The sequence below is a fragment of the Salipiger abyssi genome (assembly GCF_017311415.1).
Classification (GTDB): domain Bacteria; phylum Pseudomonadota; class Alphaproteobacteria; order Rhodobacterales; family Rhodobacteraceae; genus Salipiger; species Salipiger abyssi_A.
In genome coordinates this window covers 56,451-70,270 of record NZ_JAEKIS010000008.1, presented here as the reverse complement: position 1 = coordinate 70,270, position 13,820 = coordinate 56,451, and the positions used below count along the sequence as shown (strand labels likewise).

13 protein-coding genes are annotated in these 13,820 nt (G+C 66.3%); 3 read left to right on the top strand and 10 right to left on the bottom strand.

Going from position 1 to position 13,820, the window contains the following annotated elements; genetic code table 11:
- Positions 1–19 precede the first annotated feature (19 nt).
- Positions 20–895, top strand: a complete 876-nt coding sequence (locus I6N89_RS12745; RefSeq protein ID WP_207018826.1) for an amidohydrolase family protein — start codon at positions 20–22, stop codon at positions 893–895.
- The gene (locus tag I6N89_RS12740) at positions 892–2,418 is read left to right on the top strand and encodes an acyl-CoA dehydrogenase family protein (protein ID WP_207018825.1); all 1,527 of its coding nucleotides are present in this window, start codon (positions 892–894) and stop codon (positions 2,416–2,418) included. The genes I6N89_RS12745 and I6N89_RS12740 overlap by 4 nt, the downstream gene beginning before the upstream one ends.
- 58 nt (positions 2,419–2,476) lie before the next feature.
- On the opposite strand, the gene I6N89_RS12735 is transcribed toward I6N89_RS12740, so the two are convergent.
- From I6N89_RS12735 to I6N89_RS12695, 9 genes are all read right to left on the bottom strand, one after another.
- On the bottom strand, positions 2,477–3,595 hold the full coding sequence (locus I6N89_RS12735; protein WP_207018824.1) for an NAD(P)/FAD-dependent oxidoreductase: 1,119 nt from the start codon (positions 3,593–3,595) through the stop codon (positions 2,477–2,479).
- The gene (locus I6N89_RS12730) at positions 3,592–4,695 is read right to left on the bottom strand and encodes an alpha-hydroxy acid oxidase (protein WP_207018823.1); all 1,104 of its coding nucleotides are present in this window, start codon (positions 4,693–4,695) and stop codon (positions 3,592–3,594) included. The genes I6N89_RS12735 and I6N89_RS12730 overlap by 4 nt, the downstream gene beginning before the upstream one ends.
- A gap of 12 nt (positions 4,696–4,707) precedes the next feature.
- The gene (locus I6N89_RS12725) at positions 4,708–5,565 is read right to left on the bottom strand and encodes an ATP-binding cassette domain-containing protein (RefSeq protein ID WP_207018822.1); all 858 of its coding nucleotides are present in this window, start codon (positions 5,563–5,565) and stop codon (positions 4,708–4,710) included.
- Positions 5,562–6,383, bottom strand: a complete 822-nt coding sequence (locus I6N89_RS12720) for an ATP-binding cassette domain-containing protein (RefSeq protein WP_207018821.1) — start codon at positions 6,381–6,383, stop codon at positions 5,562–5,564. The genes I6N89_RS12725 and I6N89_RS12720 overlap by 4 nt, the downstream gene beginning before the upstream one ends.
- A gap of 1 nt (position 6,384) precedes the next feature.
- The gene (locus I6N89_RS12715; RefSeq protein ID WP_207018820.1) at positions 6,385–7,290 is read right to left on the bottom strand and encodes an ABC transporter permease subunit; all 906 of its coding nucleotides are present in this window, start codon (positions 7,288–7,290) and stop codon (positions 6,385–6,387) included.
- Positions 7,283–8,290: an ABC transporter permease subunit gene (locus I6N89_RS12710; RefSeq protein WP_207018819.1), complete on the bottom strand. Its 1,008-nt coding sequence runs from the start codon at positions 8,288–8,290 to the stop codon at positions 7,283–7,285. Before I6N89_RS12710 ends, I6N89_RS12715 begins: the two co-directional genes overlap by 8 nt.
- Before the next feature lie 97 nt (positions 8,291–8,387).
- Positions 8,388–8,738: a RidA family protein gene (locus I6N89_RS12705; RefSeq protein WP_207018818.1), complete on the bottom strand. Its 351-nt coding sequence runs from the start codon at positions 8,736–8,738 to the stop codon at positions 8,388–8,390.
- Between the two features lie 32 nt (positions 8,739–8,770).
- Complete coding sequence (locus I6N89_RS12700) at positions 8,771–9,874, bottom strand: NAD(P)/FAD-dependent oxidoreductase (RefSeq protein WP_207018817.1); 1,104 nt, start codon at positions 9,872–9,874, stop codon at positions 8,771–8,773.
- The gene (locus tag I6N89_RS12695) at positions 9,871–11,478 is read right to left on the bottom strand and encodes an ABC transporter substrate-binding protein (protein WP_207018816.1); all 1,608 of its coding nucleotides are present in this window, start codon (positions 11,476–11,478) and stop codon (positions 9,871–9,873) included. Before I6N89_RS12695 ends, I6N89_RS12700 begins: the two co-directional genes overlap by 4 nt.
- A gap of 164 nt (positions 11,479–11,642) precedes the next feature.
- Between I6N89_RS12695 and I6N89_RS12690 the strand changes: the two genes are divergently transcribed.
- A complete protein-coding gene (locus tag I6N89_RS12690) occupies positions 11,643–12,578 on the top strand; it encodes a LysR substrate-binding domain-containing protein (RefSeq protein WP_207018815.1) in 936 nt (311 codons plus the stop codon).
- Positions 12,579–12,605: 27 nt separating this feature from the next.
- On the opposite strand, the gene pobA is transcribed toward I6N89_RS12690, so the two are convergent.
- Positions 12,606–13,784: a 4-hydroxybenzoate 3-monooxygenase gene (gene pobA, locus I6N89_RS12685; protein WP_207018814.1), complete on the bottom strand. Its 1,179-nt coding sequence runs from the start codon at positions 13,782–13,784 to the stop codon at positions 12,606–12,608.
- Between the last annotated feature and the right edge of the window lie 36 nt (positions 13,785–13,820).

Sequence of the window (13,820 nt, the reverse complement as noted above, 5' to 3'; positions counted from 1 at the left end):
ACGTAAAGAGGAGAGGAAAATGGTAGATTTTTCCAAGGTCCGCGCCATCGATTTCCACACCCATGCCGAAGAGGCCTGCGGCTGCCACGACGATGACGGTTATGACGAGTTGCAGGCGACCATGGCGCAGTATTTCGGTGCGCCCTGGAGCCATCCGCCGACCATCGACCAGACCGCCGCGCATTACCGCGAGATGAACATCGCGGCGGTGATCTTCCCGGTCGATGCCGAGCGCGAGACCGGCTATCGCCGCTATGACAATTACGAAGTGGCGGACGCGGCGGCGAAGCATTCCGACATCCTTATCCCCTTCGCCTCCATCGACCCGGCCAAGGGCAAGCTGGGTGCGCGCGAGGCCCGCGATCTGGTTGAGAACCACGGCATCCAGGGCTTCAAGTTCCACCCGACGATGCAGGGCTTCTATCCCAACGACCGCGACGCCTATGTGCTTTACGAGGCCATCGCGGAAAGCGGCAAACCTGCGCTGTTCCACACCGGTCAGACCGGGGTCGGGTCGGGGATGAAAGGCGGCAACGGGATGCGGCTGAAATACTCCAACCCGATGTATATGGACGATCTCGCCGTCGACTTCCCCGACATGCCGATCATCCTCGCGCACCCGTCCTTCCCCTGGCAGGAAGAGGCGCTGTCGGTCGCGAACCACAAACCCAACGTCTATATCGACCTCTCGGGCTGGTCGCCGAAATACTTCCCGCCGATCCTCGTGCGCTATGCAAACAGCCTGCTGAAGCACAAAATGCTCTTCGGCTCCGATTGGCCGATGATCGCGCCTGAAAAGTGGCTGAACGCCTTCGACAAGGCCGAGTTCAAGGACGAGGTGCGCCCGCTGATCCTCAAGGAAAACGCCATGCGGCTGCTGGGGGTGTCGGCGTGATCCCGTTCAAGGCCCCGGTCGAAGATATCCTCACCTGTCTGCGCGGCGTGGCCGGGGCGGCCCGCCTGCCCGATTGGGACGACACGCTGACCGAAGAGATCCTCGGCCATTTCGCCAGTTTTGCCGAAGGCGTGATCGCCCCCATTGACGAGAAGGGCGACGCGCAGGGTTGCCGTCTTGAGGGCGGTCGCGTGCGCATGCCCGACGGGTTCGGCGAGGCCTATGCCCAGCTTGCCGAAGGCGGCTGGCAGGGGCTGACCGCGCCCGAAGATCATGGCGGCATGGCGCAGAACGCCGCCGTCGCAGCGGGCGTGTCCGAGATTTTCTCCGGCGCCAATCACAGTCTTCAGATGGTCTGCAATCTGGTCCCCGGCGCCATCTCGACCCTGTTGAAATTCGGCTCCGAGGCGCAGCAAAATGCCTGGCTGCCGCGTCTGGCGGCGGGTGAGGTTCTGTCGACCATGTGCCTGACCGAGCCCGGAGCGGGTTCGGACCTGTCGCGCATCCGCACCCGCGCCACCCGAGACGGCGATGGCTGGCGGATCGAAGGAGAAAAGATCTTTATCTCCGGCGGCGATCAGGATCTGTCGGAGGGCGTCCTGCATCTGGTGCTCGCGCGCACCGGCGAGGACGGCGTTAAGGGCCTGTCGCTCTTCCTCTGCGACTCCGATCCGGACGGCGAGCGCAACGCCATCGCCGTGACACGGATCGAGGAAAAGCTCGGCCTGCACGCCTCCCCCACCTGCCAGCTGGCCTTTGACGGCGCGCGGGCAGAGCTGATCGGGCAGGAGGGCGGCGGGCTCATGGCGATGTTCACCATGATGAACCACGCCCGTCTCGACGTGGCGCTTCAGGGCGTCGCACACGCCTCGCGCGCCCATCAGATCGCGGCCGCCTATGCCGAAGAGCGCAGACAGGGGCGCAGGCCCGACGGCGGCGAGGCGGTACTGGCCGATCACCCGGACGTGCGCCGGATGCTCGACACCCAGCGCAGCCTGGCGCTTGGCGCACGGGCCATGGCCTATCTCACCATGGTCGAGCTGGCGCTGGGGGAAAACCGCGCGCTTGTCGATTTCCTCACCCCGGTCTGCAAGGTGTTCTGCACCGAAGCCGGCATCACCGCCGCAGATCTCGGGATTCAGGTGCTGGGCGGCTATGGCTACCTCACCGAATACCGGGTGTCGCAGACCTGGCGCGACGCGCGGATCACCGCGATATACGAAGGAGCGAACGGCATCCATGCGGTAGCGCTGGCGACGCGCGGCCTGCGCGATCCCGGCGGAGCGGATGCCTTTGCGGATCTTGTGCAGGAGCTTGTCGGCGATGATGCGAATGGCCTCGCGCTGCTGTCCGGGTGGCAGGAGATGCGCGCGGAGATGGGCACGGATCCGCTGGAAAAGGCGCATGATTTCATGATGCTGACCGGAGAACTGCTCTTTCGGGCGCTCTGGTGCCGGATCGCGGCGGGCGGTGACGAAGAGCATCTCCGGCTCGCCCGCACCGTCGCCCGGCGCAGATTTTGAAGATGTACCGGGCTGCCCTCCCATCGCGGGGGCGGCCCGGACGGAGCCTGTTCTGCGCTCATCGCGCCGCGGACAGCTCGTCTTCGGACAAATCGTAGTAAAAGCGCGCAGGTCGCAGCGCCGCAAGCTCCGGCACGGTCTCGCCGTCCAGGATTTCCCGCGTCGCGAGCTCGGCCCAGATCGGCGCCCAGCCGATACCGCCATGGGAGACGGCGCAGTAATAGCCCGCCAGCCAGGGTAACGCGCCGATGACCGGGCCGCCGAACGGCATGGCCCGGATGCCGATACGCTGGCGAGACGGTGTGAGGCCGGCAAGCGCCGGCAGCGCCCGCGCAACATCGGCCAGCATGGCGACGCCATGATTGCCGTTTTTCCCATGCACCGCAGTCAGTGCCTCGCCCCGCCAGTGGATCGCAGTACCTTCCCGGCGGTCGGGCCGGATCATCCAGCCGGCGCCATTGATCACCTGCCGGGGCAGGTCTGCGCAGCCGGCCCCCGCATATATCATCATACCCGGCACCAGCTCCATCGGCAGGGCAAGACCGGCCATCGCGGCGATATGGGTGGCAAAGGCCCCACCGGCATTCACCACCGTATCGGCCTCCAACCGGCTGCCATCCGCCAGCAAGACACCCGTCACCCGGGCTCCGCTGCGGCAAATGCCGGTCACCTCAGACCCGATACGCAACACCCCGCCCGAAAGCCGGAACACCCGGATCAACTGCTCGGTCATCGCCGGGGCATCGACCCAGCCGGAGCGCAGCTCGAAGGCCACACGGGTTCCCTCCGGCAGGCGCAGCTGGGGTGCGACGGCGGCCAGATCGGCCCCGCCCATCACCTCCAGCTGCGCACCCGCCGCGCGCGCGGCGGCAACCGCCGCGTCGAAATCGGGAACCGCGCTTTCCATGGTCAGCGTGCCGCACCAGTCGAGCCAGTCGCCGCCCAGCTCTTCCGCCAGCCGGTCGAAATGCGCGTTGACCGAAAGGCGCAGGCTGCGCCGGCCCTGCGGTTCCGGCCATGCAAGCTGGGGAAAGGAGGACAGCCAAGAAAACGACGCGCCGCTGGTGCCCAACCCCGGCGCATGACCGTCGATGAGAACAACCTCGGCGCCGCTGACCGCCAACCGGTAAGCGATGTTCGTCCCGATCGCACCCGCGCCGATGACCACAACCCTCATGGGCGGGCCCGAAAGATGCCGGGGCCGAGATCGCCGACGGTCGAACAGCCGAGATGGCCGAGGGTTGTCCAGAACTCATCCCTCAGCAGCTCCAGCACGCGCGTCACCCCGGCCTCTCCGTCGGCGGCGAGACCCAGAGCGCAGCTTCGGCCAAGCGCCACGGCATCGGCCCCGAGCGCCAGGGCGGTGGCGATGTCGCTGCCCCGCCGTATACCGCTGTCGAAGACGATGGGCACATCGGGGCCGGCTTCGGCCCGCACCTCGGCGAGCGTGGTGATCGCGGCGGGCTCGCGGTCGATGGTCCGGCCGCCGTAGTTGGAGACATAGAGCCCATGCGCCCCGGCCTTCAGCGCGGCGCGCGCATCGGCACGGCTTGTCACACCCTTGACGAGGCAGGGCAGCGGCGCCTCGGCGATCACCCGCGCCGCCTGCTCCCAGCTCCAGCGCGGTTCGGTAAAGTCGAGCAGTTCTTGCAGCATCGCCGGAGCGGACTTCCCGGGCCCAAAATTCGACGGCGCACCGGCGCCGGGCATGGAAAAGCGATCCTCCATCATCCGCTCGCGCCACTGGCGGATCGGCGAATAGGTCACACAGATATAGCGATAGCCCGCGTCCTTGGCCCGGTGCATCATGTCGATGACATGGCTTTCCCTGCCGCAGAAGCTCATCTGAAAGACCAGCGCGGCGGGAGAGGCGGCGCGCACCTCCTCCAGCGCGTGCCCGGCGGCGACGGGTACCATCTGGCGGATGCCGGCGGCATGGGCGGCGCGGCCCACGGCGAGCATGCCGTCGGGGTGAAACAGCGTCTCGCCACCGCCGAAGGGTGCGGTGAGGGCTGGGAAGGACAGCGCTTCGCCGAGAAAATTCGTGCTGGTGTCGGGATTGGCGACCCCGGCAAAGAGCGGCACCTCATAGAGATAGTCGTCGAAGGCTGACACATTGGCGCGGGCGGTGACCTCGTCGCCGGTGCCGCAATGCAGGTAGTTCCAGACGGTCTCCGGCAGCGCCCGCCGCGCCGCCACGCGGATGCCGCGCATCGAGGCGTATTTCTGGGATGTCGCGTAGCGGTCGTCGCGGCGGACCTCGTCTTGCTCTGTCATCGTGGTCTCCTGTCAGGCACCGCGTGCGGCACGCAGCGCGGCACGGCGGGCCAGCCGTGCGCGGATGGCGCCGGTGTCGGTCGAGGGTGTCGCGGCGAGAAGCTGGCGGGTATAGGGGTGTTGCGGATTGCCGAAGACGGCGTCGCGGCTACCGCGCTCGACCACCTCGCCGGCCTGCATCACCATCACCTCGTCCGAGATCCGGCGCACCACTGAAAGGTCGTGGCTGATGAAGATGTAGGAGAGGTCGAAATCGCGTTGCAGATCGGTCAGCAGGTTCAGAACTTTCGCCTGTACCGAAAGGTCGAGCGCACTGACCGGCTCGTCGAGGATCAGGATGCGCGGGTTCACCATAAGCGCCCGGGCGATGGCGATGCGCTGGCGCTGCCCGCCCGAGAACATATGCGGGTAGCGCCCGGCATGGGCGCCGCTCAGGCCCACGCGCTCCAGCATCTCGCCGACCCGCGCGCGCCGCTCCGCCGCGCCAAGGCCGGTGTTGAGCAGCAGCTCCTCGGCCAGCGCGTCGCCGACCTTCTGGCGCGGGTTGAGCGAGCCATAGGGGTTCTGGAAGACGATACGCACCTTGCGCCGCAATTCCGCCGAGGGGCGAAAGCGGGCGATGTCCACCGCCTTGCCGTCGATGAGCAATGTGCCATCCGTGGCCGGGTCGATCAGCGTCAGAATCCGGGCGAGGGTGGATTTTCCGCAGCCCGACTCGCCCACAACCGACAGGGTACGGCCCTGACGCAGCACCAGGTCGACGCCTTTCAGCGCACGCACGGGTCTGGCCTTGCGCAGCAACCCGCCCTTGCCGGCATAGTCGCGGATCAGCCCCTGAGCTTCGAGCACGATGGGAGGCCGGGCACTCATTGGAACGCCACCCCGTCGAGCGGCCCGTCGCTGCCGCGCTCGGGCAGCGCGGAGAGCAGCGCGCGGGTATAGGAATCCTGCGGCGCCTCGAAGAGCGACAGCACATCCGCCTCCTCGCGCTTCACGCCCTGATACTGGACGATGACGCGGTCGGCTGTTTCGGCCACCACGCCCATGTCATGGGTGATCATGATCAGCCCCATGCCGCTCTCCTCCTGAAGGTCGATGAGCAGGTCGAGGATCTGCTTTTGAATGGTCACGTCGAGCGCCGTTGTCGGCTCGTCGGCGATCAGCAGCTTGGGCGCGCAGGCGATGGCCATGGCGATCATCACACGCTGGCACTGCCCGCCCGACATCTGGTGCGGAAAGGCAGTGAGCTTGCCCGCCGGGTCGGGCAGGCCGACCGCCTCCAGCAGCTCCAGCGTGCGGGCGCGGCGGGCGGCACGTCCGAGGCCCTGATGCTTTTTCAGCACCTCGCCGATCTGGAGGCCGACGGTGAAGGCGGGGTTCAGCGAGGCGACGGGCTCCTGAAAGATCATCGCGATGTCCCGGCCGATGACGCGGCGGCGGGCGCGCGGGCTCAATGCCATGAGGTCCGTGCCGTCGAAGCGGATCAGATCGGCGTTAACTGTGGCGGTGTCGGGCAAAAGCCCCATCACCGCCAGCATCGCCACCGACTTTCCAGAGCCGCTTTCGCCGACGATGGCGAGCACTTCGCCCGCGTCCACATGCAGGTCGATGCCCGAGACGGCGGTGAGCGGTCCCCTGGCAGTGTCGAATGTCACCGTCAGGTTGCGGATTTCGAGAAGATGGGACATCTCAGCTCCTCTTCAACCGGGGATCGAGCGCGTCGCGCAGCCCGTCGCCGCAAAGGTTGATCGCGAGCACCGTGATCAGGATGGCGAGGCCGGGAAAGGTCACGACCCACCAGGCGCGCAGGATGAACTCGCGCGCATCGGCGAGCATAGTGCCCCATTCCGGGGTGGGCGGCTGCGCGCCGAGCCCGAGAAAGCCGAGCGCGGCGGCGTCGAGGATCGCGGTCGAGAAGGAAAGCGTGCCCTGCACGATCAGCGGCGCGAGGCAGTTGGGCAGGATCGTGCGCACCATCAGCCGCAGCGGCGAGGCACCGGCGATGCGCGCAGCGACCACGTATTCGCGGGTCTTCTCGCTCATCACGCTGGCGCGGGCGAGCCGGGCGAAATGCGGTTGCAGCACCAGCGCGATGGCAATCATCGCATTGGTGAGCCCGGGGCCGAGGATCGCCACCAGCACCAGCGCCAGCAGCAGCGAGGGGAAGGCGAGGATCACGTCCATCACTCGCATGATCAGCGTGTCGATCCAGCCGCCGAAATAGCCCGAGATCAGCCCGATCGCGATGCCGCCGGTCAGCGCGATGGTCACCACCATCAACCCGATCAGCAGCGAATAGCGTGCCCCGAAGATCAGCCGCGAGAGGATGTCGCGCCCGAGCGCGTCGGTGCCGAGCAGATACGCTCCCCGGCCCCCCGTCTCCCAGACCGGCGGCAGCAGCAGCGCGTCGCGGTATTGCTGCGTCGGGTCATGTGGCGCGAGCAGCGGCGCAAAGAGCGCGACGAGTACCAGCAGGCCGATCACCGTCAGCCCGATCACGGCGCCCCGGTTGCGGCGGAAATCGCTCCAGAACCCGGCCAGCGCGGCGCGGGTCGTGCCGGCGTCGTTTGCTTCAAGTGTAGCGGGATCAGCCATGACGGATCCTCGGATTGATGACGGCATAGAGCAGATCCACGATCAGGTTCACGATCATCACCACCACGGCGATGACCAGCAGGCCGCCCTGCACCACCGGGTAGTCGCGTTTCGAGATGGAATCGACGATCCACTTGCCGATGCCCGGCCAGGAAAAGATAGTCTCGGTGAGAATGGCGCCCGCCATGAGCGAGCCGACCTGAAGCCCGATCACCGTGACCACCGGGATCAGCGCGTTGCGCAGTGCGTGACGGCCCACCACCATCGCGGGGCCCAGCCCCTTGGCCCGTGCGGTGCGCACGAAATCCTCTGACAAAACCTCCAGCATGGCCGAGCGCGATTGCCGCGCGATCACCGCCGCCGGGATCGTCGCCAGCACCACCGAGGGCAGGATCAGGTGCAGCACCGCCGAGCGGAAGGCGCCCGCCTGTCCCGAGATCAGGCTGTCGATCAGCATGAAGCCGGTGACCTGAGGGAAGTAATACATCAGCGAGATCCGACCCGAGACCGGGGTCCAGCCCAGCGTGCCGGAAAACAGGATGATCATCAGCAGCCCCCACCAGAAGATCGGCATCGAATAGCCGATCAGCGCCGTGGACATCGAGATCTGCTCGAACCAGCTGCCGCGCTTCACCGCCGCCAGCACCCCCAGCGGCAGGCCGATGCAAATCGCCAGCGCCATGGCGCAAAGGCCCAGCTCCATCGTGGCGGGGAAGAAGGTCAGGAAGTCCTCGGCCACCGGGCGGTGGGTGACGAGCGACGTGCCCAGATCGCCCCGGAACAGATCTCCGAGATAGGAGAGATATTGCTGCCAGAGCGGCCGGTCGAAGCCGTATTGCGCCATCAGCTGCGCGTGCCGCTCCGGGGTCAGCCCGCGCTCGCCAGCCATCAGCATGATCGGATCGCCGGGCAGCACCCGGACAAAGCCGAAGGCGACGATGGTGATGCCGAAAAAGGTGGGGACCAGCACCGCCAGCTTTCCCAGAAGGTAACGGAGCAAGGATGCATCCTTTCCAAAGGCCGGGTCGCGCCGAAAGGGACGCGCGACCCGGCGGTCGGCGCGGCCCAAGGGGAAGGGGGCCGCGCGTATGCAGACCTCAGTCGACCGCAGCGGTCACCACGATTTCCACGAGCCGTTTCGGATCGCCCAGATCGCAGCCGCCAATGGCTGCGCGCGAAGGCATGTGCGCGGTGTCGAGCCATTCCATCCAGGCCTCGTTCATCTGCGCCTTGGCGGACATGTCCGACAGGTAAACGCGGGCGTGCAGCAGCTTTGTCTTGTCGCTGCCGACCTGCGCGAGAAGCGCGTCGAGCTTTTCGCAGATCTCGGCGGTCTGGCCCTTCATGTCGAGATCGAGATCGGTCGCCGCATGGCCCGAGGCGTAGAGCACGCCGTTATGGACGACGCCGCCGTGAAGATGCGGGCGGGAGTTGAAGCGTTTGGTCATTGTCTGTCTTTCGGTCTTGAGGTTGGTCCCGCTCAGGCGGCGGGGCTGTAGGGATCGAGGCTGAGCTCGGGGGTCTCTCCCGCAGCGATGCGGGCGAGCTGACGGCCGGCGAAGGGTCCGATGGTCAGGCCGGCGGCACCGAGCCCGTTGCCGAGGATCAGCCCATCGATGCCCGGCACCGGGCCGAGGATCGGACGGAACCCGGGCGGGGCGGGGCGGAAGCCGATGCGGGTTTCCAGCAGCGTGGCATCGGCGAGCCCTGGCGCGTAGCGCAGCGCGGCGCTCAGCACCTCGTGCTGGCCTTCGCAGGTCACCCGGTAGTCGAAGCCCTTGCCGTCCTCGCGGGTGGCGCCGACCACGACGCGGCTGTCGTCGAAGGCCAGCAGGTAGTGACTCGCCATCGGCAGCAGCACGGACCAGCGCGAGGTATCCGCGCCCTTCATGCCGAAATGCAGGATCTGCCCGCGTTGCGGCTTGACCGGGTGATGCAGCCCCAGCGGACCGAGAATCTGCGCGGCCCAGGCGCCGGCGGTCACCACGATCTTGTCCGAAGGGATCTCTTCGCCGCGCCCGTCCAGCACCTTGGCGCAGGCGCCGTCGAGCTCCAGCGTGGCGAGATCGCTGAGGAATGTCGCGCCAAGCGCCACCGCCGCGCGCAGCATGGCCGGAGCGAGCTGCCGGGCATTCACCCGAGCGCCACCCGGCACGTAAAAAGCCCTGAACGCAGGATTGATCGGCGGGAAATGCGCCTGCGCCTGCTCCGGTGAGATTTCCTCGAAGCCGCCGGATTCGGGCGCCTCGGCGGTGCGCCGCGCCAGCCGCTCGCCCGCCGCGTCGTAGACATCGGGGTCTTCGGCGGTCACCAGCGCGCCGACCTTGCGGTAGCCGACATCGCTTTGCCCGCGTTCGGCGAGCCCCGCGACCAGCTCCTCGTAGTAATGCGCCCCGGCGGCGTACATCTTGTACCATTCCGGCTCGTCGAGCTTGGTGGCCCAGGGGCAGACGATACCCGCCCCCGCCAGGGTCGCCTTGCCCTGATGCTCCTGATCGACGACGGTCACGTCATGCCCGGCAAGGGCCAGGTGATAGGCGGTACTGGCGCCGAGGATCCCGGCGCCAATCACAGTCACTTTCATTCGACGCTCACCCCCGACAGGCGCGAGGAGCCGAAGATCGCCGGCACATAGCCTTTCACGCTCTTGTTCACCGCAGTGATGGTGTCGGCGCCGCCGAGGACGACCACCGGCACCTCGTCATGTACGATCTGCTGCGCCTCGTGATAGAGCGCGATCCGCTCCTCCTGATCGGTGATCGAGCCGGCCTCGCGCATCACCGCGTTGAAGCCATCGTCGCACCAGGCGCCGATATTCGACGGCGCGGTTTTGCCCTCGGGCGAGCAGGTGAGGTAGTTGTTGGGGATCTGGCTGGGATCGGGGAAATCGTAGATCCCGCCGAACATACCCACCTGCGCCTCGCCGGCCCGCGCGCGCTGGATGTATTCGGCCCATTCATAGGTCACGATCTCGGCTGTCACGCCGATCTCGGCCCAGTCGGCTTGCACGATCTCGGCGGCACGGCGGCCGTTCGGCATGTAGGGACGCGCCACGGGCACCGCCCAAACCTGGGTGTCGAACCCGTCGGGATAGCCGGCCTCGGCCAGCAGCGCCTTGGCTGCCTCCGGGTCGTAGGGCCAGGGGGCGATATCCTCCGCATGGCCCCAGAGCGCCGGCGGCACCACGGCGCCGGTCACATGGCCCATGCCGCTATAGACGACCTCGACAAGGTTCTCCATGTCGATGGCCTGCGCCAGCGCCTGACGCACCTTCCGGTCCTGAAATTTTTCCTCGCCGAAGTTGAAATGCAGCATGCCGGTGGAGGCGACGGGGGTCTGCACCGCGTCGACGGTGTCGGAGGCCTCGATGGTCTCCTTGTCGGCCAGGTTGGGGTAGAGCCCGATCAGGCATTCCCCGGCCAGCGCCCGTTGCAGCCGGACCGTGGCATCGCCAGAGATCGCCATGACCACCGCGTCCACCATGGGCGTGCGCAGATCGTCACCGATACCCGCGCCCCAGGTGTCCGCGAAGGGCAGCAGGCGGACAATGGCGTCGGTCTGATAAGCCTGAAGCTGGAAGGGGCCGGTGCCGATCGGTTGCAGGTCCATCTGCTCGGGCGTGCCGGCGGCCATCATCGCATCGGCATATTCGGCGGAGGTGATGCCGATGGAGCCATGCGCCATGGTGCCGATGAACGCCGCCAGCGGCGCTTTCAGGGTAAAGGCGACGGTGTGCTCGTCGATCTTCTCCACCGCGTCGAGATTGTCCGCAAGCTTGGCGTTGAAGGTCGGGTAATTGCCGCCCGAGACCTCGTAGAACGGGTGCTCGGGGTCCATCATCCGCGCGAAGGTGAAGACCACGTCATCCGCGTTCATCGGACGGGTGGGCGTAAAGGCATCGTTCGACTGCCAGCTCACGTTTTCGCGCAGGTGGAAGGTGTAGGTCTTGCCGTCTTCCGAGACCTCCCAGCTTTCGGCCAACGCCGGCTCGATCCCCGAGCCGCCGCGCTCGACCGAGACGAGCCCGTCATAGATCTGGCCGAGCACATAGGCGGTGGTGCCGTTGCTGGTCAACTCGGGGTTGAATATCTCCGGCGCGCCTTCGAGGCAGACCGTGAGCACCTGAGCCTGGGCAGCCGGCGCGAGGGCGAGCGCGGCGGCGCCGCACAGATATGCCAGTTTATTCATTTCAGTACCTTCCTGTTTCGCATGTGTCTCATCCTTGGCGTTGCCCAGCTGGTTTTCCCGGATGACACCATGCGAGCGGCAGGCTAACATGAAAGTCAAATCGCTTATTCTCCAAGCTTTATAACGAAACCTCATACTGTGGTTGACCAGGGGATACCGCCGGGATGAACATTCGCCAGCTCGAAGCCTTTCACGCGGTGATGGAAACGGGATCCGTCACGCTCGCCGGTGAACGGCTGGGAATCTCCCAGCCCGCCGTCAGCAAACTCTTGAAATCGTTCTCGGAAAACTGCGGTTTCCGGCTCTTCACACGCAGCGGAGGCCGGATGCTGCCGACCTCAGATGCACAGCTTCTGGCCTCCGAAGTCTCGCGCCTGTTCTCGGGTACGGACCGGATTCAAAAGCTCGCCCGCGCGGTGCGGGATCGCGAGTGGGGCGAGGTCACCATCGCCGCGCCGCCGGCGCTCTCTGCCCGTTTTCTGGCCCACGCGCTCGGCCCGCTGATGGCCGCGCAGAAGAATATGCACATCTCGATCACCAGCCAGTCGAGCCCGCGAGTCGCCGAGCTGGTCGAGGGCCAGCAGATCGACATCGGCCTGTCGGTACAGCCCTTCGAGCATCCCAATGTGCGCTCTGAGCTGGTGATGCGTTTCGCGATGATCTGCGCGCTGCCCGCCGCGCATCCGCTCACGTCCAAGCGGCTGATCCGGGTCGAGGATCTCAAGGACGAACCCTTTGTCGGGTTGGCGCGCGACGATTGCTCCATCATGACCATCGACCGCGCCTTTCAGCTGCGCGGCGTGCAGAAACGCGCAGTGGTCGAGGTGCCGATGTCGGAGACCGCCTGCGATTTCGTCGCCGGCGGCGCCGGTGTCTCCATCGTGCCGCCCTTTGTCGGATTGGGCTATGACGAGGACAAGCTGGCGCGCCGGCCTGTTGTGCCACTGACCACGATGAATGTCTGGATCATGCTGCCGGCTTCGCGCCCGCCTTCCATGGCGACGGAGCGAGTGGTGGAGGAGCTGCGCGCAAGACTGAAACGCTATGACGTGGATCAGGGCGAACTGGCAATCTCCGAGACGGACAAGGCCATGACCTGACCGGTCCGCCCCCGGAACCGCGCGTCGTCAGAACGGCAGGCCGATATAGTTCTCTGCCAGATCGCGCCGGGCGGCCTCGGAGGTCGCAAGATGCGCCAGCGTTGCCTTGCGCATCTGCTCGGCAAAGGCGTCCTCGCCATCGAACCGGTGCATCATCGTAGTCATTTGCCAGCTGAATCGCATCGCCTTCCAGATCCGCGCCAGCGCACGGGTGGAATAAGCGTCGATGCCGGCACTCCCCTGCCCTTTCACCGCCTCGACCAGCGCGGTGTAGAGATAATACACATCCGAGGCGGCCAGGTTCAGCCCCTTCGCCCCGGTCGGCGGCACAATATGGGCGCTGTCGCCCACCAGGAAGAGATTGCCCCAGCGCAGCGGTTCGGAGACAAAGCTGCGCAGCGGCGCGATGCTCTTCTCGATAGAGGGGCCGGTCACCAGACGCGCGGCGGCCTCCGACGGGATGCGGCGCGAGAATTCGTCCCAAAAGCGCTGGTCCGACCAATCCTCAACCTTGTCGCTGAGCGGCACCTGCACGTAGTAGCGCACGAGGTTCTCGTTGCGCATGGAGGCCAGCGCAAAGCCATGGCGCGAGTTGGAATAGATCAGCTCGTCGTTCACCGGTGGCGTTTCCGACAGGATCCCGAGCCAGCCAAAGGGATAGACCCGTTCGAACTCCCTGCGCTTTTGCTCGGGGATGGTCTTGCGCGAGACGCCATGGAAGCCGTCGCACCCCGCCACATAGAGGCACTCAAGCCGCTTGCGCGCACCTTGGTGGGTAAACTCGACGTAGGATTTCGTCTGATCGAGATCGTGGATTTCCACATCGGACACCTCGTGCAGCACCGTGGTGCCGGCGGCATCCTGCGCCTGATACAGATCCCGTGTCACCTCGGTCTGGCCGTAGACCATGACCTGCTTGCCGGTCAGTTCCTTGAAGTCGATACGCACCATCAACTCGTCATCGGTCATGTAGCAGCCATCGTGCGGAATGCCTTCGGCATCCATGCGCGCGCCGACACCGGCTTCGCGCAGCAGCTCGACGGTGCGCCATTCCAGAATACCCGCCCGGATGCGCGACAATACATGCTCGCGGGTCGAACGTTCGAGAATGACGGTCTCGACCCCCGATTTGTTCAGCAGCTGCGACAACAGCAGGCCGGACGGCCCGCCGCCGATAATGGCGACTTGTGTGGTCGATGCGGTCATGTGCGTCTCCTCCGATCTGCTGTCAAACTAACCGCA